This is a genomic window from Sheuella amnicola, assembly GCF_010499255.1.
Taxonomy (GTDB): domain Bacteria; phylum Pseudomonadota; class Gammaproteobacteria; order Burkholderiales; family Burkholderiaceae_B; genus Zwartia; species Zwartia amnicola.
Genome location: NZ_JAAGRN010000001.1, coordinates 488,185 through 505,553, shown reverse-complemented (window position 1 = coordinate 505,553; position 17,369 = coordinate 488,185). Strand labels below are relative to the sequence as shown.

Genomic DNA, 17,369 nt, shown 5'->3' with positions numbered 1-17,369 from the left:
TTGAAACGTTATTATTTTTTTATTTTATATATTTTTAGGGAGTTTTATACATCAAAATTGTAATTTGATGTGTTTGATTTTCCACTATCTGATACCAAATGTGAAACGTTTCACATTTTGTGCGCCAATTCGGTTCAAAAAACATCCATCAGTTAAACTTTCAGCGACCTTTTCATATAAACAGACAAATTAATAAATGAAGCGAAACTCCCTTCGGATGGATGCGGTCGAGACACCGATCATCCCGGCCATCGCCGCCTTAGTGCGTGACAATCCAGGCACCATTTCGCTCGGTCAGGGTGTCGTTAATTACGGTCCGCCGGCGCAAGCGATTGCGGCGTTGCCAGGCCTGATGGGCGATATCCAGCTCAATAAATATCAGGCTGTCCTTGGATATCCTGCGCTGGTCGATGCATTGAAGCAAAAGCTTGCCGATGAAAACAATGTGCGCATCGGTGCGGATTCGATGGTGATGGTGACGGCCGGCAGCAACATGGCTTTTTTGAATTGCGTCCTGGCGATCGCCGATGCGGGCGACGAGTTCATATTGCCGATGCCGTATTACTTCAATCAGGAAATGGCGGTGCGCATGTGCGGGTGCGTGCCGGTGCCTGTTCCTGTCAATGATGATTGGACTTTGAATGTCGAGGCCTTGGCCGCTGCCATCACGCCGCGCACGCGTGCCATCGTTACTGTGTCGCCCAATAATCCGACCGGTGCTGTGTATTCGCAAGAGTCATTGACTGCCGTCAATCGTTTATGCGCCGAAAAGGGCATTTATCACTTCAGTGATGAGGCCTATGAATACTTTACCTACGAGGGTGTGAAGCACTTTTCGCCGGCCTCGCTTCCGGGGGCGTCTAAGCACACATTTTCTTTCTACTCCATGTCCAAAAACTACGGCATGGCAAGCTGGCGTCTGGGGTATGTCGTGTTTCCGGCAGACCTGTTCGATGCGATGAACAAGGTGCAGGACACCAATTTGATTTGTGCGCCCGTCCCTTCGCAGTTGCTTGCTCTCGAAGTATTAAATTTCGGTCGGGCATGGGTGCAACCTAAGGTTGATGCACTGGCGACTGTCCGTCAAAACGTGTATCAGGCGCTCGACACCTTGGGTGACTTAATTCAGTATCCCAAAACGCAAGGCGCGTTTTATGTATTGATGAAGTTGCCGGGCCTGAAGGGTAGTGCAGATGCGCTCGATTTCAACCGCGCCATGGCGGTCAATCACAAGGTTGTGTCGATTCCCGGCTTTGCTTTCGGTTTGACCGAGACGCAAGACGCGAACTATCAGCGTCTGTCATATGGCGCTCTTGAATCGGCCAGCGTGACCGAGGGCGTGCAACGTTACGTTAAGGCAGTGAAGGATTGGTATCCAAGTCGATCCGCCTGATCCGTGTGCTTTGCATTGTTTGGATGTATCCATAAATATAAATAGGGGTAGAGCATGAGCAGCAGAATTGGTTTTATTGGCTTGGGCGTAATGGGTGAACCGATTTGCCGCAATCTGGCGCAAAAGTCCGGTGGCACGGTCACGGCTTTCGATCTTGACCCGGCGCCATTGCAGCGTCTGGCGACCTTCGGAGTCAAATCGGCCTCTAGCGTTGCCGAGGTGATGTCGTCATCGGATGTGGTCTTCATGTCATTACCCTCCGGTGAAGTTGTTTACGCGCTTTGCCATGATGTGAACGGCTTGTTGGCGCATGCTCGTAAGGGCCAATATCTGGTCGACCTGAGCACGTCGCCGGTTGATACGACGCGCGTCTTGGCGCAAGAGTTCGAACAGAAGGGGGTAACCTTCGTCGACTCTCCGGTCGCTCGCACTAGGGCAGCTGCCGAATCAGGTACGCTTGCCATCATGGTAGGTGCGACGCCTCAGGTGCTTGAGCATCTTCGTTCTATGCTTGCGACCTTTGCATCAGATATTGCTCTGTGCGGTCCGGTCGGGTGCGGCCAGGTCGTGAAAATCCTGAACAACATGGTCTTGTTTGAAACTGTGGTCGCTATGAGCGAGGCCAAGGCGATTGCCGAGCGTTCCGGAGTAAACGCAGATGTGTTGTTCAAGACACTGATGTCCGGATCGGCTGACAGTTTTGCTTTGCGCAATCACGGCATGAAGGCGATTGTGCCGGGTGACTTCCCCGAGCGCGCATTCTCGGTCAAGTATTCAAGAAAGGATCTGACGTATGCACTTAAATTAGCGGCCGAAACCAAGGTGGACGCCCGCAGCGCGCACGTCGTGGATCAGTGGTTCGCCGAAGCGATCGACAAGGGACTAGGCGAGCAGTATCACCCGGTGATCAGTCGGTTGATTGGTGGGTGATGTTGTCTCATTGTTCGTCAGGCCACGCGAGGTGGCCTTTTTTAGCTTTAAGCAGGTTTCCAGCCTTTTGGTATTCGAGGTTTATCGATATTGGCAATGCCACAGATCACGTCGGCAATGCCGGAGAAGTCGATCGCACCAAAGTCTGCTGCTCGGGCTTGGCTAAATGATTCATGCACCGCAGCGGCTACGGGCATAGGTACTTTCGCGTGATGTGCAGCGTTGACGATTAGCGACATATCCTTGTGGGCCAAATCGATGGTGAATCCGGGTGTCGTATCGTCAGCCAGTACTTTGTTCGGAAAGTTCATCCGAAGCTGTCCGTTGTTTGCCGAAGTCCCCAATAACACTTCCAGTGTTTTGACGATGTCCAAACCAAAACGCTGTGAAAGCGCCAGAGCCTCTGCATTGACTTGCGTAAGCGTGACTGCAACATAGTTGTTCACGAGCTTTGTTCTGCCACCGGTACCAACAGGTCCACAGTGAAACATCGCAGTTCCCATGGCTTCGAGCATGGGCTTTATTTTGGCGTAATCGGCATCCGACGCACCAACCATGAAAAGAGATTCCCCGCGATCCGCATGTTCCGCCAGTCGACCAACAGGAGCATCCACCATGGTCATGCCATGCTTTTGCGCCTCGTCATTTAACCGATCGGTCGCAATCGGATCGATCGTACTCATGTCCATCAGGATGGTGCCTTTCTTGGCGTTGGCAAAAATACCATCTGTACCGTTTGCGACTTTCTCAACTTCGACGGAAGATGGCAACATCGTGACAATGACATCGCATGAGCGGGCAATGTCCGCAACGCTGTCACCGGCTTTCGCACCTAACGCTACAAGCTCTTGAACGGCTAGTTTGTTCAGGTCAAGTACGGTAAGTTGAAACCCTTTCTTTTGTAAATTCGACGCCATGGGTTTGCCCATGCGACCGAGTCCGATAAAGCCGATTTTTTGAATCACATTTGTCTCCTGCACCCATGTTAGGTGTCTGTAGAAATACTATTGTTTGATTGAATGGTGCGTACAATAGAAAAAGTTGATGGTTTCAATCACTATTTCGAATAGATCGAACTTCATGGACTTCAAACAGTTGCGTGCTTTGGTGACGGTGGCGGATACGGGCAATGTGACGCGTGCCGCTTCGCTCTTGAATATCGTTCAACCGGCCGTGTCGCGGCAACTGCGTTTGCTCGAAGAGGACGTGGGTGCGACGCTGTTCGAAAGAGGGCGCCACGGGATGGAACTGACCCAGGCAGGTCAGACGCTAGTCGAATATGCCCGCCGTGTTTTGCATGAACTTGATCGTGCGCGCGCGGAATTGAAGCCGGCTAAAGGAACAATCGGCGGCATCGTGACAGTGGGCTTATTGCCAAGCACCTGCGATCTGCTTTCTTCAGCGCTGGTTGAATCGATTGCTCAAACTTACCCCGGTATTCGGGTGCGTATTTCGATGGGCTATGCGGGACACCTTCAGCGGTGGCTGGAAGATGGCGAAATCGATGTGGCCTTGCTTTACGATCCAAAGCAGACAAAGACCATGCAGGTCACGCCCTTGCTTGATGAAGGTGTCTGGATAGTCGGATTACCTGAAACTGGGTTCCGTGCGGATCAGCCGGTTTCTTTTTCCAAATTGAATGGAATGCCACTGGTTTTGCCTAGCGCGCCGCACGGCTTACGCTCCTTGATCGAAAACGCTGCGATGCTGATGGATATGCCGTTGAATATCGTTGCCGAAACCAATGCGATGAGTATCCAGAAAAGTCTTGTTTTGGCCGGGCACGGGGTGACGATTTTGCCCACGATTGCTGTGGCCGATGATATTGCCAAAGGTGAACTGGCCGCAGCGCCACTGATTGAGCCGTCACTGAACAGAACAATCGTGCTTGCGTTACCGGCTAATCGGAATAGTCCATCCTCGGTTCATTGCGTTGTATCCGCACTGGTTCAATGCATGAAGTCGTCGGTGCGCAATGGTGATTGGCCTGCGGCCAGATGGTTAACCGGCTGATCATGGACTAAAAGTGTTAGGATTTTGCGTAGTATTAAACAAATAATGATTCGGGAGAAATAAATATGTTGAACCTGGCAGACAAGTCGCTCTTGCGCGAGGAGTGCCTAATTGATGGAAAATGGGTCGGTAGCGACCTGAAAATCGCGGTGACGAATCCTGCCACCGGCGCGCATATTGCAAACGTCCCCAAATTCGGAGTGGCGCATACCCGTCAGGCAATCGAGGCGGCTAATCGCGCGGGTCCGGCTTGGCGTGCCCGCACCGCCAAAGAGCGTTCTGCGGTTCTCAATCGCTGGTTTGATCTGATCATGGCAAACCAGGAAGACCTGGCCCGCATCATGACGGCCGAGCAGGGTAAGCCTTTGCCTGAGGCGCGTGGTGAAATCGCCTATGCGGCGTCATTCATCGAGTGGTTCGCCGAGGAAGGCAAACGTGTTTACGGCGAGACCATTCCTGCTCCTGTCTCTAGCCAACGCATTGTGGTGCTCAGAGAGCCGATCGGTGTTTGCGCTGCGATTACGCCCTGGAACTTTCCGGCTGCGATGATCACGCGTAAAGCGGGTCCTGCGCTAGCTGCGGGTTGCACGATGATCGTCAAGCCTGCATCGCAAACGCCTTTGACAGCGTTGGCATTGGTTGTGTTGGCTGAGCGCGCTGGTATTCCTGCAGGCGTGCTGTCGATTGTGACCGGCGCTGCAGGCGAGGTGGGCACCGAACTGGCAACCAATCCGCTGGTCCGTAAATTGACTTTCACAGGTTCGACCGAGGTCGGTCGCATCCTCATGCAGCAGACCGCATCCACCATCAAAAAGGTTTCGATGGAGCTCGGTGGCAATGCACCGTTCATTGTCTTTGATGATGCCGATCTGGATGCCGCAGTTGAAGGCGCAATGATCTCTAAGTATCGCAACGCCGGACAGACGTGCGTGTGCGCAAATCGTATTTATGTTCACGCCAAAGTCTACGATGCGTTTGCAGCGAAATTGGTGGCTGCGGTCGAGGCGATGAAAGTCGGTGATGGCTTTGCCGAAGGTGTGCGCATCGGACCGCTGATCGATCAGAAGGCCGTTGCCAAGGTTGAAGAACATATCGCCGATGCAACTTCAAAGGGTGCCAAGATTCTGACTGGTGGCAAACGTCACGAGCTGGGGCAGTCATTCTTTCAGCCGACTGTGATCGCAAACGTGACAAAGGATATGGCCGTGTCGCGCGAAGAGACCTTCGGTCCGCTTGCACCCTTGTTCCGTTTTGAAACTGAAGATGAAGTCGTTGCGCTGGCTAACGATACAGAGTTCGGTCTGGCAAGTTACTTCTATGCGCGCGATCTGGGACGCGTCTGGCGCGTGGCCGAGCGACTCGATTACGGCATGGTGGGCGTCAATACCGGGTTGATTTCCAATGAAGTCGCTCCGTTTGGCGGGGTGAAGCAATCCGGCTTGGGGCGCGAAGGTTCGCACCACGGTATCGAAGACTATCTCGAAATGAAATACGTCAATATGGCCGGGATTTAATCCCTTTAACAACGCCGGGTGTATGGTCTTCGTTGCCGTTTGATTGAAGTTGTACACCCAGCGTCTGATCATTTTGGATCAAATTGGGTTGTCTAGTTGTATTAAAACCACTTCAAGCCTGCTATGCAGGCTTGATTTGTTTTACATCACGTTACAAAGTAAATGCAGGTTCATAATAATAGGTTGTAACTGTTTGATCTATATTGATTTTGATTGAGAGATTCCGATGAAAGCACCTTGGTCTGTTTTGTCGATTACTGCCATGTGCGTCACTCTGGTTGCGTGCGGTGGCACCAAAAACGTGAGTCGTGCACCTGAAACATCCAATGCTGTTCAAGTGACCTTCAGCAATTCAACGACCAGTGATGTTTTAGCCAGACTGGCTAAAAAATGCAGTCAGATCGGATCCGCAGTCAAAGAAATCAAGTCCGATTCGATTACCTGTGTGCGCAGATTGAGTGATTCGGATGCTGCTCTGGTTGATATTTCAAGCGATACCACTCGCTTGTCCAAGCCAGAGAATCGCATCAAATTCACCGCCCAACCAGATGGACGCGATGTGATTGTCACCACCCAGCAATGGGCGGAAATACCAAATGTGCCGGGCCAGTCTACCCGTGTTGATTTGAATCACGCCAAGCAGAAAGACAATTTACGCAAGATTATGGTGTCGATGGGCGGCACAATGTGAAGGTTAATTTTTTTGTAATCTGATTGGCGTACTTTCTCGGTAAAATGATTTTGCCTGGTTCGTTCATCAGGCCGTGGGCATTATTTCTTAATAATGCCTTGTAATTCGTCATTACATCGAAAAGGTAATTTTCATGAAAGCAGCAGTTCGTATTTTAGGTGCATTGTTGGTATCTGCTTTGGCTATTTCGCAAGCGCTGGCCGCTGATCCTGCACCGAATAGCCAGGTGCAACAGGCCATCGAAAGATTCAAGGCAGCAGATAAAAATGGTGACGGTAAGCTGACACTTGAAGAGGCCAAAGCCGGGATGCCACGGATTGCTGCAAACTTCGACAAGCTCGACACTGAAAAGAAGGGTTACTTGACCTTAGACCAGGTCAAAGCCGCTGCTGCACGTTAAGGCTTGCCCTATGACTGACTCTGTAAATGTGCCTTGCGGGTTTGGACCGATCATTATCGAAGAACCCTTTACCGCCAGGATCGGTCCGCTCTACACCAAAGAGGATGAGACGGGCTACAGAGTCGGTTTTTTTGCCGACTCCTCACATTTGAATATTGAGGGTGTCGTGCATGGCGGGATGTTGGCCACTGTCGCCGATCAGGCGATCGGAATTAATGTGGCACGCTCAAGTGGCGAGCGCACTGATGTGCTGACCGTGCATCTTTCCATAGACTATATCGGTCCCGCCTACGAGGGCGACTGGGTCGAGGCCACCACCACGCTCAGCAAGAAAGATGGCCGAATCCGATTCGGCAATTGCGAACTGCGCGTGGGCGATCGACTCGTGCTCAAAGCATCAGCCGTGTTTACTGCTCTGCGTGGACGTTCGGTTAAGGCTTAAGTGTTAACCACTTACCGCCATATCCGATTTTGCGTGACATGGTCTCTGCACAGTTAGTGACGAGTTCAATTAATTTTTTTTGTTGATTTTTAAACCGCTCGCTTGGCCCTGCCGTGCCAAGCGCGGCGATCACTTTGCCTTGCGTGTTCAGAATCGGCGCGGCCAGTCCCGTTGCACCTTCGACTGATCCACTGCTAAAAATATATCCTTGCATGCGCGCTTGTTCGAGTTCGTGCTTGAGTGCTGCTGCATCGGTAGTCGTATTGCTGTTGATCGCGATCAGTTCGGTGTGTTCGAAATAGCGTGCCTGTTGTTCCGGTGTCGCGTATGCCAACAGGATTTTGCCTACCGTAGTCGAATAGAGAGGGCGGTACGCACCTACCTTGATGCTGAATCGCAGACTGCTATTGCTTTCGACTACATCCACATAAACAAGATTCATCCAGTCTTCGGTCGGTGTGCCGATCATGACGGTTTCACCGCTGTCTTGTTGAAATTGCTCAAGCAAGTCATGAACATTGCCGGGAAACGAATCAATGCGATGTATCAGCGCCGCAATCCGAAATGCTTCAGGACCCAGACGATGTGTTTTGTCCTGATTGACGACGTAGCCTGCTTCGCTGAGCGAATGCAGCAGGCTGAATAAACTTGTTTTGGGTAATTCAGTCTGAACGGCCAATTGGGTCAGGGTCAGGCCTTCTCTGTGGGCTGCCAGAGCCTCCAGTATCCGCATCACCCTCTGGGGTGCCATGGTAGAGGCTTTGGACGACTCAAGTGACTTCTTCGGCATGGTTTGTTTTTGTTGTTTGACGAGACCAACTGATTACATAATAATAATTCATATATGAAAATTATTGTACGTATATCAGAATAAATTACAACAAATCGAATCCAATGATTGACAACGGGACAAATAAAAACAGCACTGGCCCCTTGAAAGGCCTGAAAGTCATCGACCTGACAGCAGTCCTGATGGGGCCATACTGCACACAGATGCTCGGGGATATGGGGGCCGATGTCATCAAGGTTGAGCCGCCGGATGGCGATATGGTTCGCCAGATCGGACCTGCGCGACATTCGGATATGGGACCGATCTTTCTGAACACTAATCACAGCAAGCGCAGCATCGTAATTGATCTAAAAAAGAAAGAAGGCATTGATGTGCTGATGCGTTTGATCGCGGATGCAGATATCCTGGTGTACAACGTGCGCCCTCAGGCAATGGATCGACTTGGTTTGTCGTACGAAAAGGTCAGTGCGGTGAATCCGCGCCTGATTTATGCAGGTGTGTTTGGTTATGCGCAACATGGCCCATACGCAGCCAGGCCCGCCTATGATGATTTGATGCAGGGAGCGTCCACGCTGGCATCCCTTTTTGCGCGCAGTTCGGGCGGTGCGCCTAGGTATGTGCCCAACGCTTTGTGTGATCGCATTACCGGGATGAGCGCAGTCGGACTGATATTGGCCGCAGTCTACGAAAGGCAGTCCAGCGGCCAGGGTCAGCGCATCGATGTCCCGATGTTTGAAACCATGGTGAATTTTGTTCTGTCCGATCATCTTGGCGGCTTGACGTTCGATCCCGCGCTTGATCAGGGCGGATATGCACGTCAACTGTCCAAAAGCAGACGGCCGTATCAAACCAGCGATGGTTATATATCAGCCCTGATTTATACCGATAAACATTGGCAAAGCTTTTTTCGTGCGATCGGCCGTGAAGAGGAGTTTGCTCAAAACCCCTTGTATTCCACGTTTACGGCACGGTCTGAAAACATCGATACGATATACGCAGAGCTTGAATCGATCTTGCGCACGCGGTCGACCGGCGAGTGGCTCGAATGCCTGACTGCTGCCGACATTCCCGCTACAGTTGTGCATGACTTGCAAACGATTTTCGAAGATCCGCATCTGGTGGCCACAGAATTTTTTGGCAATGAGGAGCACCCATCGGAAGGGGCGCTCAGAACCATGCAGTTTCCGAGCCAGTGGTCGCGCACGCAACCCGGGGCCACGCGGCATGCTCCTAGGCTTGGTGAGCACACAGCGGAAATACTGCGTGAAGCCGGAATATCGGATGAACAAATTAGTCATTTATTCAATCAATCTGTCGTTCAGTCTGCGACATAGTTAGCTGCAGGAAGGTTAAAAAATGAATTTTGAAATCACCGAACAAGAACGCGCGATTCGCGAAGCTGTTTTACAAACCTGTTCGCCTTTTACAGAAGACTATTGGTTGGCCCGTGATGCCGACGAGGCGTTTCCGGATGAGTTTTATGATGCGATGGCCAAAGCCGGTTGGCTGGGTATTGCCATGCCTGAAGCGTATGGCGGATCCGGTCTAGGTGTCAGCGAGGCTTCGATTCTGATGCAGACGGTTGCCGAGACGGGCGCTTGCATGTCGGGTGCAAGCAGTATTCACATTAATATTTTCGGGTTGATGCCAATTGTCGTGTTTGGAACCGAAGAGCAAAAGAAGCGCTTTTTGCCGCCCATCATCGATGGGTCGATGCGATCCTGTTTTGGTGTCACCGAACCCAACACCGGCTTAAACACGACACAATTGAAAACCCGTGCGGTCAAAAAGGGCGATCATTATGTCGTGCATGGACAGAAGGTCTGGATATCAACAGCGCAAAAGGCCAACAAGATTCTGTTACTGGCACGCACGACGCCGCTTGAGGAATGCAAAAGCCACAGCCATGGGTTGTCCTTATTCTATACGGATCTGGATCGAAGCAAAATCGATGTTCGCAAAATCGACAAGATGGGACGTCATAGCGTCGACTCCAATGAACTGTTTATCGATGGACTTGAGATCCCGGTCGAAGATCTGATTGGCGAAGAAGGGATGGGCTTCAAATATATCCTTCACGGTATGAATCCTGAACGTGTTCTGATTGCTGCCGAGGCAATCGGTATCGGTCGTATCGCATTGCGCAAGGCGGCCGAATATTCGAATGAGCGCATCGTGTTCAATCGTCCGATCGGTCAGAATCAGTCGATCCAGCATCCGTTGGCCAGAAACTGGATGGAGCTGGAGGCTGCAGATCTGATGACACGTAAAGCCGGTTGGCTGTATGACGCAGGCAAAGAGTGCGGCACTGAAGCAAATGCTGCCAAGTATCTGGCCGGCGAGGCGGGGTTCCGTGCATGCGAGCAGGCCGTCATGACTCATGGTGGATTCGGTTATGCGAGGGAATATCACGTCGAGCGCTATTTGCGCGAGGTCTTGATCACACGCATCGCACCAGTCAGTCGTGAAATGATTTTGTCGTATGTTGCTGAACGCGTCTTGAATCTTAAAAAATCTTATTAAACAAAACGCATCGAACGAGGAGACAACCATGAAGTTATTCCGTAATTGTGGTCGCATGATGTTTAAAGGATTGGGCGGCGCTCTTGTGTTGTCCGCGGGGTTAAGCGCTGTATCGATGCAAGCGCGGGCTCAGGCGCCAGCGTGGCCTTCCAGAACAGTGGCGATTGTGAATCCGGCCGCTCCGGGCGGTAGTTCGGACCCACTTGCGCGAATCGTGGCCGAGGTGCTGGCCAAGGATTTCGGTGGTAGCTTCATTGTGGAAAACCGCCCGGGGGCGAATGGCAATATTGGTGCGGCTTATGTTGCAAAGGCAGCCCCGGATGGTTACACGTTGCTGATGTCGTGGACAGGCACGCTCGTCTCGGCCGTGACGATGTATGGATCAAAGCCATTTAATCCAATGACTGATTTTGAGCCCATTGTTCTGATTGGTTCCATTCCGAATGTGATCACGGTCGATGCGAAGTTGCCAATTCATAATCTGAAAGAACTTGCTGAGTATGCCAAAAAGCATCCCAATGGCATGAACTTTGGTTCGACCGGCAGTGGTAGCTCCTGGCATTTATCCGCGGAGCTTTTCAACAAAGTAATGGGCGTCAAGATGACGCATGTACCGTACAACAGTCCTGCAGCGGTGACCAAGGACCTGGTCGGCGGTCAGTTGCAAACTGTGTTTCCGGGTACTATGACGATTGCGTCTCTGGTCAAGGAGGGGCGCTTGCGCGCGTTGGCAGTCATGGCGCCTGAGCGCACAAGCGTGTTGCCCGATGTGCCTACAACAAAAGAGCTGGGTTATCCCCAGCTTGAATCGGCGACGTGGATGGCATTGCTGGCTCCCAAAGGGACTCCAAAGGAAATTACATCCAAAATCAACAAAGCCATCAACGATGCTTTGGCTACACCTGCCGTGCGTAATCGTTTGATCAGTCTTGGTTATACGCCTTTGGGTGGCACATCGGCGCATTTTTCATCTTATATGGCCGATGAGATCAAAAAATGGGATGAAATCGTGAAATTCTCAGGTGCCAAAATCGATTAATTACCGGTCATCAATCGGTAATCAAGCTTAACAACTTCGTGCGAGTAACTATCATGTCCGATTCAACCCCTTCGACTCATCCTGCTTTGCCTGTACTGACTGAAATGCGTGGCGCAGTCATGTGGATCACGATCAATCGTGAAGAGCGTCGAAATGCCTTGAACGAAGAGGTTGTTCTGATGATAGACCGATCCATCGAGGCAGCAGGCAATAATCCGGATTGTCGGGCGATCGTTTTGACCGGTGTGGGAGATAAAGCGTTTTGCGCCGGAGCGGATTTGCAGAAAGGCGTGCAGGGCGGTGCTTTCGATGTCGATTATTCGCAGCCGCGCCATTATCTGGTGGACTTGTTCAACAGAATGCGTGCATGCCGTATACCGATTATCGCGCGCGTAAACGGTCATGTCATGGCCGGGGGCATCGGCGTACTGTGTTCGTGCGATATGGCGATTGCGGCAGATGATGCGTTGTTCGGCACACCCGAAACCAAAATCGGCATGGTGCCGATGATGATTCTGCCAAGCATGCTGCGCATCATTCCCGAACGCAAGTTGCTTGAAATGTGCATCACCGGCGAGCCATACAATGCCACCCAGGCGCTCGAGCTGGGGATGCTCAACTATTCGGTTCCACGAGCCGAGCTGGATGGTAAAGTCGATTGGTTGTTGTCGCGTATTCTCGATAAATCACCGACAGCCATTCGCATCGGCAAGCAGGCTTTTCACGCCATGCGCGATATGTCGATGGAATCGGCCTTGCAGTATGCGCAGGTGACAGTGCCGGTGATGGCAAGTACTCAAGATGCGAAAGAGGGCATCGCATCGTTTCAGGAAAAGCGCAAGCCCAAGTGGACAGGTAAATAAACCGGATTTGTTTTATCTGGTGAGACGAACCGCGAAGGCCAGGAACATGAGCCCGACCGCGCCAGTCATCACCGATGAGAGGATCCGCCTTCCCGAGAAGGCGCGTGCGAACTTGATTCCGCCGAATATCAGGGCTGACAGGTATGTCAGGCTACATGCCTGAACAATGCAACCTAGGATCAAAAATGAAATTTGCGGATAGGGATAAGCCGGATCCACAAACTGCACGAAATAGGACAGAAAAAACAGGATGGCCTTGGGGTTGAGCAGACTGATGATGAATGCCTTGCGCGCTGCACCTAAAGGGGTGATTTCCTTAACCATGGCAAGCGATGCTGTCAGATTGTTCACCAGCTCGCTTTTATCTTGACGAAATTCTGTCAGTGATCGGTAGGCACCAATCAGCATTTTGATCCCAATGTACCCGAGATAGGCCGCACCTGCCCAGCGTACGATGGCATAAAGAACAGGTGTCGTATGCAATACCGATGCGGCGCCAAGGGCGGTCAGAATCATCAGGATGGCATCGCCGAAAAAGACGCCCGTTGCGGCACCATAGCCGATTCGTTTGCCTGATTTTGCGCTGACAGTCAGCACATAAAGTGAGTTGGGACCGGGCAGCAGCACGATCGCGATGGTGCCCGCAAAAAACAAACCTATATCGGTAATGCCAAACATAAGACACGCGAGAGTGTGTGAATCGATGTGCCTAGTTTACATCGGTAGCAAATAACGCATCAGCGCGGCGGCGCACAGTCCAGTCAACACGGTGATCAGCATCGAAAAACGTGTGGCGGCAAAAATGGTGATTGCCAGAGCGATCAGATCCGCCGGGCGGTTTGACGCAAAGGCGGGGGAGATGACCGAAATCAACACGCAACCAGGGGCGGCTTGCAGAACAGTCATCGCTTTGGCGCTCAGGTTCATGCGTCTGAGCACCAGGTAGCCGATAACTCTGCAGGAGTATGTCACCACGGCGATGACAATGATGGTGATGATCGTCGATGTTTGGATCACGTTGATTCAGTCCAGAAGTATGCTGAAATCAATCCGCACGTTGTCCCTGCAATCACATACCAGGGCCCGGGAATCAGTTTATATGTCAGCACTGCCACGATCAGGCTGACAAGCCAGGGGCGTGCTTTTTTCCAGCCTTTCCACATCCCTCTGAGCATGACCAGGAAAACGGCCGGAATCGTCATGTCGAAACCGTAGCTTTTCAGATTGCCAAGCATGGGCCCAAGCGTGGCGCCGATCGCGGTAAAACTGACCCAGGTGAAGTAGAAGGTCAGCGCACTCCCCACGTAATAAGGCACACTGAAACCGAATTTCATGCCTTTGCTTTGCCGCTTATTGGAATCGGCGACACTCATCACCCACATGACATCGCTTAGTAAAAAGAGCATCGGAAGGGTTTTGCGCTTGGGTAGGTGCTGGATATAGGGGGTGATGGACGCACTCATTAGGATGTAGCGACTATTGATCAGAAAGGTGATCAAAGCGATCAGCAGTACCTGCGGAGGCCAGGTCCAGACTTGAATCGATGCGATGTCGGATCCGCCCGCAAAACTCATTGCCGTCATCAAGGTGATTTCAAATGCGGTCAGCCCTTTTTGAATAGCTTGGGCACCCAGAACAATTGCAAAAGGCAGAAACCCCACGATTAACGGCAAACTGTTCCGAAAACCCCTGAGCAATTCGGACTGTATCGTTTCGTTAGGGCTGGGCTGTGTCATGGGCGTGTCGGATCGCCCGTTTGTATGTGTCGACGCACATATGCGGTCGCTTCATCCATTCCTCCCAGTATTGCCGTCGCACGATCAAAGTTGTGCGATGCCGAGAGTGCCGTGGGCAGGGCCAGGCAAGGGATGCCGGCTTGCGCGGCCGCCTGAAGACCATGTTCTGTATCTTCTAGCGCAAGGCATTCTTGCGGCTCAAGGCCCAGCTTTTCAAGCGCAAGCAAATAACATTCTGGATCGGGCTTGCTGGCTTTGACATCGTCGGCCGAAACGACGAACGAAAAATGCCGCGTAAAGTCATAGGACCGCATCGTTGCGCCGACCGAGTGATTGTTGGCACCGGTCACAACCGCGAGTTTCAATCCATTTGAGACGAATTCGTCGATCGCGGCTTCAACCCCCGGCATCAATGGGTATGCACTGTGGGCCAGAAATTCTTTGGTGATCGCATGCTTTTGTTCGGCAAGCGCCTCGGGTGAGATTTCCAGACCGTAACGCTCGACCAGATCCATGGCGTTTGCGATCGTGGGCAAGCCTGCGCATTGTGAATTGAACACTTCTTCAGTGATCGTCACGCCATGGCGATCGAGTATCTGGCTCCAGAGCCGGAAGTGGATGGGTTCGGAATCAACAAGGGTACCATCGTGGTCAAACAGGATTGCGCGTAGTTTCATGTATGAAACTATACCAATCCGCGAGCGATAATTCCTAGTTGTATTTCCGACGCCCCGCCAAAGATTGTGTATGCTCGGCTATTCAGGTAATCGCCAAGCACCGTTTTTGTGAGTTTTTGCTCATCGCTTAGCGCTTGCAGGTCAATTTGACCGGCATCCCAGCGCAATGCCCGGTCTTTCATCAGATAGACACCGAGTTCACCAATATGTTGCTTGAGCCGGCTAGCTCGCAATTTGAGTATCGATGAAACATCCCCGATGTCTCCACCGGTGCCGATCGAAATCAATGTCTGCAATTCGAGCATTTCGAACGTATCCAGATCGACCGCCACCTCTGCGAATTTTCTCAACAGCTGGGGATGATTTTGAACCGATTTTCCGTTTGTATCCAATGATTGAAGCATTAACCCTACGCGCTTAAGTCCTGCGCGCAGGCGTGGGCTGTAGATACCGGCACCACGCTCAAATTCGAGCAGATATTTCGCACAATCCCAGCCTTGACCTTCCTCACCGATACGCTGATTGACCGGAACACGCACGTCATCGAAAAAAATCTCATTGACGTCATGGTCACCTCCAATCGTATGGATGGGGCGCACATGAATGCCCGGAGTATCCATACGCAAAACCACGAAGCTGATGCCGGTTTGTTTTTTGCCTTCGTTGCTGGTTCTGACCAGGGCGAACATCCAGTCGGCGTGATGCGCATGGGTAGTCCAGATCTTTGAGCCATTTAGGACGTAATCATCACCGTCCCGAACAGCTTGCAATTTAAGCGATGCCAGGTCCGATCCCGCGCCGGGTTCAGAAAATCCCTGACACCAATATGACTCTCCATTGACGATAGAGGGCAAGAGAGATTTTTTCTGTTGTTCGGTTCCGAATTTCAAAATAACCGGTCCGACCAGTCGCGGCCCCATCGGATGCACAAGCGGTGTGCCTGCCTGCGCGCATACATGTTCGAATATGTATCTTTGCAAGGGTGTCCACCCCGTGCCACCCCATTCTTTGGGCCATAAAGGCACGCTCCATCCTTGTTTGGCGAGCAGTTTGACCCAGGGTCGTGAATACTCGGGCTCTGGATACATCTCTGTGGTGTAACGCTGCCCGAGCATCAGAGACTCTGTCAGGTTTGCGGATACAAAAGCCTGAATTGAATCACGAAACGCAAGATCGGATGAATCGTATTGATCATCAGATGAAAATACCGCGCTTTGATAAGCGTCGCCTGACGCTAAGCGCGAAGCACCCGATTGCTGATCCAGTTCGTCGGAGATGCCCCAAATCGTTTGAAACCAGAGCAGTTTTCTGAAATGACTGGCAATCGGCAGCTCTTCAGTCACGCCCATAGCGCCATGCAACTGCACGCAATCCTTAGAAACGGCTTGGGCGCACCGACTGACCTTGGCTTTGACGCGCATGGCGATATCCAGGATATTGTCCGGCTCATGTTCGGCTTGAATCACGCCAAGTTCGCAGATCGCGCGCGCCTCTTTGCACAAAACCGCCATCTCGGCCAGCTTGTGCTGAACGACTTGGAATTCATTCAGCGCCCGACCGAACTGCGTTCGTGTCGCGACATAAGAGCATGTTTGGTCGAAAGCCGCCGACATGGATCCTAGCGCTTCCCAGCAAAGCAGCAGCATCGCACGGGCAATTGCGTGACGGGTTTTGGTTGCGACGCTCGGATCATTGGAAAGCAGTTGATGGGCTCCGATTTGCACGTTGCTCAAACGGATATGGCCGGCCCTTGATCCATCCAGCATTTTGAAAGATTCGATAGCAACGCCTGCGTGTTTTGCGTCGAGATGAAATAACACTGGTCTGCTTTGCGAGTCGTCCTTCAGCTTGGCGAAAACGATTAAATCGTCAGCGCAAGGTGCGCCCGGGCAAATCTTGAGTTCGCCATTCAGTAGATATCCGGTTGGAGTCCGTATTGCATCGAAAACCGGCTCGATCGAATCGATCGATGTGATTCCCGGATGTGCAAGGGCTGCGCATGACTGTCCCTGGATCAATCGTTCGATGATATCGATGCGGTTAGGCGCGCATGTTTGTAAAACCTGTGCCGTGAGCATGGTGCTGGACCAAACGGGCTCGATAACCAGATGTCGCCCCAGCCCCTTCATCAACAATCCGGATTCGAGCAGCCCTAATCCTAGTCCCCCGGACTGCTCGCTCAAACTCAATCCCAGCCATCCAAGAACAGCAAATTGCTTCCATACTTCAGGATTGATCCCATCGCGCGATTGGATCGATTTCAAGCGTTGCGTAAATGAATACTCGTTGCTTAATACGTCGGCAACACTTGATTCGATTTGGTTTTGTTCTTCGTTTAAATGTAGCTGCATCGAATTC

At 51.8% G+C, this 17,369-nt stretch carries 18 protein-coding genes; 11 read left to right on the top strand and 7 right to left on the bottom strand.

The genetic code is table 11. The annotated features are described in order from the left end of the window. The first annotated feature begins 196 nt into the window (after positions 1–196). Entirely contained in the window at positions 197–1,393 is a 1,197-nt protein-coding gene (locus G3I67_RS02430; protein ID WP_163651355.1) for a pyridoxal phosphate-dependent aminotransferase, read from the top strand. Positions 1,394–1,447: 54 nt separating this feature from the next. Then, on the top strand, positions 1,448–2,323 hold the full coding sequence (locus G3I67_RS02425) for an NAD(P)-dependent oxidoreductase (protein ID WP_163651354.1): 876 nt from the start codon (positions 1,448–1,450) through the stop codon (positions 2,321–2,323). A 47-nt stretch (positions 2,324–2,370) separates the two neighbouring features. On the opposite strand, the gene G3I67_RS15120 is transcribed toward G3I67_RS02425, so the two are convergent. Further along, positions 2,371–3,288 carry an NAD(P)-dependent oxidoreductase gene (locus tag G3I67_RS15120; protein WP_203583509.1) on the bottom strand — a complete coding sequence of 306 codons (918 nt, stop codon included), beginning with the start codon at positions 3,286–3,288 and terminating at the stop codon, positions 2,371–2,373. Between the two features lie 79 nt (positions 3,289–3,367). Here G3I67_RS15120 and G3I67_RS02415 point away from each other — a divergent pair, with 79 nt between their 5' ends. The 5 genes from G3I67_RS02415 (at position 3,368) to G3I67_RS02395 (ending at position 7,383) form a co-directional block, all read left to right on the top strand. Continuing rightward, positions 3,368–4,336, top strand: a complete 969-nt coding sequence (locus G3I67_RS02415; protein WP_235931611.1) for a LysR family transcriptional regulator — start codon at positions 3,368–3,370, stop codon at positions 4,334–4,336. Between the two features lie 65 nt (positions 4,337–4,401). Next, entirely contained in the window at positions 4,402–5,850 is a 1,449-nt protein-coding gene (gene gabD / locus G3I67_RS02410) for an NADP-dependent succinate-semialdehyde dehydrogenase (protein ID WP_163651353.1), read from the top strand. Positions 5,851–6,076: 226 nt separating this feature from the next. After that, positions 6,077–6,541: a hypothetical protein gene (locus G3I67_RS02405; protein ID WP_163651352.1), complete on the top strand. Its 465-nt coding sequence runs from the start codon at positions 6,077–6,079 to the stop codon at positions 6,539–6,541. A 133-nt stretch (positions 6,542–6,674) separates the two neighbouring features. Next, positions 6,675–6,941: an EF-hand domain-containing protein gene (locus tag G3I67_RS02400; protein WP_163651351.1), complete on the top strand. Its 267-nt coding sequence runs from the start codon at positions 6,675–6,677 to the stop codon at positions 6,939–6,941. Between the two features lie 10 nt (positions 6,942–6,951). Then, positions 6,952–7,383, top strand: a complete 432-nt coding sequence (locus tag G3I67_RS02395; protein ID WP_163651350.1) for a PaaI family thioesterase — start codon at positions 6,952–6,954, stop codon at positions 7,381–7,383. On the opposite strand, the gene G3I67_RS02390 is transcribed toward G3I67_RS02395, so the two are convergent. After that, on the bottom strand, positions 7,373–8,173 hold the full coding sequence (locus G3I67_RS02390; RefSeq protein WP_163651349.1) for an IclR family transcriptional regulator: 801 nt from the start codon (positions 8,171–8,173) through the stop codon (positions 7,373–7,375). The two genes, G3I67_RS02395 and G3I67_RS02390, sit on opposite strands and share 11 nt — an antisense overlap. A gap of 104 nt (positions 8,174–8,277) precedes the next feature. On the opposite strand from G3I67_RS02390, the gene G3I67_RS02385 reads away from it, so the two are divergent. The 4 genes from G3I67_RS02385 to G3I67_RS02370 are packed head-to-tail and all read left to right on the top strand — an operon-like array spanning position 8,278 to position 12,598. Beyond that, positions 8,278–9,507, top strand: coding sequence for a CaiB/BaiF CoA transferase family protein (locus G3I67_RS02385; RefSeq protein WP_163651348.1), 1,230 nt, complete (start codon positions 8,278–8,280; stop codon positions 9,505–9,507). A gap of 22 nt (positions 9,508–9,529) precedes the next feature. Beyond that, positions 9,530–10,696 (top strand): acyl-CoA dehydrogenase family protein, encoded by a 1,167-nt coding sequence (locus G3I67_RS02380; RefSeq protein WP_163651347.1) that lies wholly within the window; start codon positions 9,530–9,532, stop codon positions 10,694–10,696. A gap of 28 nt (positions 10,697–10,724) precedes the next feature. Then, a complete protein-coding gene (locus G3I67_RS02375; protein ID WP_163651346.1) occupies positions 10,725–11,735 on the top strand; it encodes a Bug family tripartite tricarboxylate transporter substrate binding protein in 1,011 nt (336 codons plus the stop codon). A 53-nt stretch (positions 11,736–11,788) separates the two neighbouring features. Beyond that, a complete protein-coding gene (locus G3I67_RS02370; protein WP_163651345.1) occupies positions 11,789–12,598 on the top strand; it encodes an enoyl-CoA hydratase-related protein in 810 nt (269 codons plus the stop codon). Positions 12,599–12,610: 12 nt separating this feature from the next. Here the strand turns inward: G3I67_RS02370 and leuE are convergent, their stop codons facing one another. The 5 genes from leuE to G3I67_RS02345 are packed head-to-tail and all read right to left on the bottom strand — an operon-like array spanning position 12,611 to position 17,362. Continuing rightward, a complete protein-coding gene (leuE, locus tag G3I67_RS02365; protein WP_163651344.1) occupies positions 12,611–13,276 on the bottom strand; it encodes a leucine efflux protein LeuE in 666 nt (221 codons plus the stop codon). Between the two features lie 36 nt (positions 13,277–13,312). Continuing rightward, positions 13,313–13,615: a branched-chain amino acid transport AzlD family protein gene (locus G3I67_RS02360; RefSeq protein ID WP_163651343.1), complete on the bottom strand. Its 303-nt coding sequence runs from the start codon at positions 13,613–13,615 to the stop codon at positions 13,313–13,315. Continuing rightward, positions 13,612–14,334: an AzlC family ABC transporter permease gene (locus G3I67_RS02355; protein ID WP_163651342.1), complete on the bottom strand. Its 723-nt coding sequence runs from the start codon at positions 14,332–14,334 to the stop codon at positions 13,612–13,614. The genes G3I67_RS02360 and G3I67_RS02355 overlap by 4 nt, the downstream gene beginning before the upstream one ends. Further along, positions 14,331–15,011 (bottom strand): HAD family hydrolase, encoded by a 681-nt coding sequence (locus G3I67_RS02350; protein ID WP_163651341.1) that lies wholly within the window; start codon positions 15,009–15,011, stop codon positions 14,331–14,333. The genes G3I67_RS02355 and G3I67_RS02350 overlap by 4 nt, the downstream gene beginning before the upstream one ends. 8 nt (positions 15,012–15,019) lie before the next feature. Next, entirely contained in the window at positions 15,020–17,362 is a 2,343-nt protein-coding gene (locus G3I67_RS02345) for an acyl-CoA dehydrogenase family protein (protein WP_163651340.1), read from the bottom strand. Positions 17,363–17,369: the final 7 nt, after the last annotated feature.

Bases quoted from the DNA above. Each gene is read 5' to 3' on its own strand.
- G3I67_RS02430 (WP_163651355.1), top strand. From the start codon at position 197: ATGAAGCGAAACTCCCTTCGGATGGATGCGGTCGAGACACCGATCATC.
- G3I67_RS02425 (WP_163651354.1), top strand. From the start codon at position 1,448: ATGAGCAGCAGAATTGGTTTTATTGGCTTGGGCGTAATGGGTGAACCG.
- G3I67_RS02415 (WP_235931611.1), top strand. From the start codon at position 3,368: ATGGTTTCAATCACTATTTCGAATAGATCGAACTTCATGGACTTCAAA.
- gabD (WP_163651353.1), top strand. From the start codon at position 4,402: ATGTTGAACCTGGCAGACAAGTCGCTCTTGCGCGAGGAGTGCCTAATT.
- G3I67_RS02405 (WP_163651352.1), top strand. From the start codon at position 6,077: ATGAAAGCACCTTGGTCTGTTTTGTCGATTACTGCCATGTGCGTCACT.
- G3I67_RS02400 (WP_163651351.1), top strand. From the start codon at position 6,675: ATGAAAGCAGCAGTTCGTATTTTAGGTGCATTGTTGGTATCTGCTTTG.
- G3I67_RS02395 (WP_163651350.1), top strand. From the start codon at position 6,952: ATGACTGACTCTGTAAATGTGCCTTGCGGGTTTGGACCGATCATTATC.
- G3I67_RS02390 (WP_163651349.1), bottom strand. From the start codon at position 8,173: ATGCCGAAGAAGTCACTTGAGTCGTCCAAAGCCTCTACCATGGCACCC.
- G3I67_RS02385 (WP_163651348.1), top strand. From the start codon at position 8,278: ATGATTGACAACGGGACAAATAAAAACAGCACTGGCCCCTTGAAAGGC.
- G3I67_RS02380 (WP_163651347.1), top strand. From the start codon at position 9,530: ATGAATTTTGAAATCACCGAACAAGAACGCGCGATTCGCGAAGCTGTT.
- G3I67_RS02375 (WP_163651346.1), top strand. From the start codon at position 10,725: ATGAAGTTATTCCGTAATTGTGGTCGCATGATGTTTAAAGGATTGGGC.
- G3I67_RS02370 (WP_163651345.1), top strand. From the start codon at position 11,789: ATGTCCGATTCAACCCCTTCGACTCATCCTGCTTTGCCTGTACTGACT.
- leuE (WP_163651344.1), bottom strand. From the start codon at position 13,276: ATGTTTGGCATTACCGATATAGGTTTGTTTTTTGCGGGCACCATCGCG.
- G3I67_RS02355 (WP_163651342.1), bottom strand. From the start codon at position 14,334: ATGACACAGCCCAGCCCTAACGAAACGATACAGTCCGAATTGCTCAGG.
- G3I67_RS02350 (WP_163651341.1), bottom strand. From the start codon at position 15,011: ATGAAACTACGCGCAATCCTGTTTGACCACGATGGTACCCTTGTTGAT.
- G3I67_RS02345 (WP_163651340.1), bottom strand. From the start codon at position 17,362: ATGCAGCTACATTTAAACGAAGAACAAAACCAAATCGAATCAAGTGTT.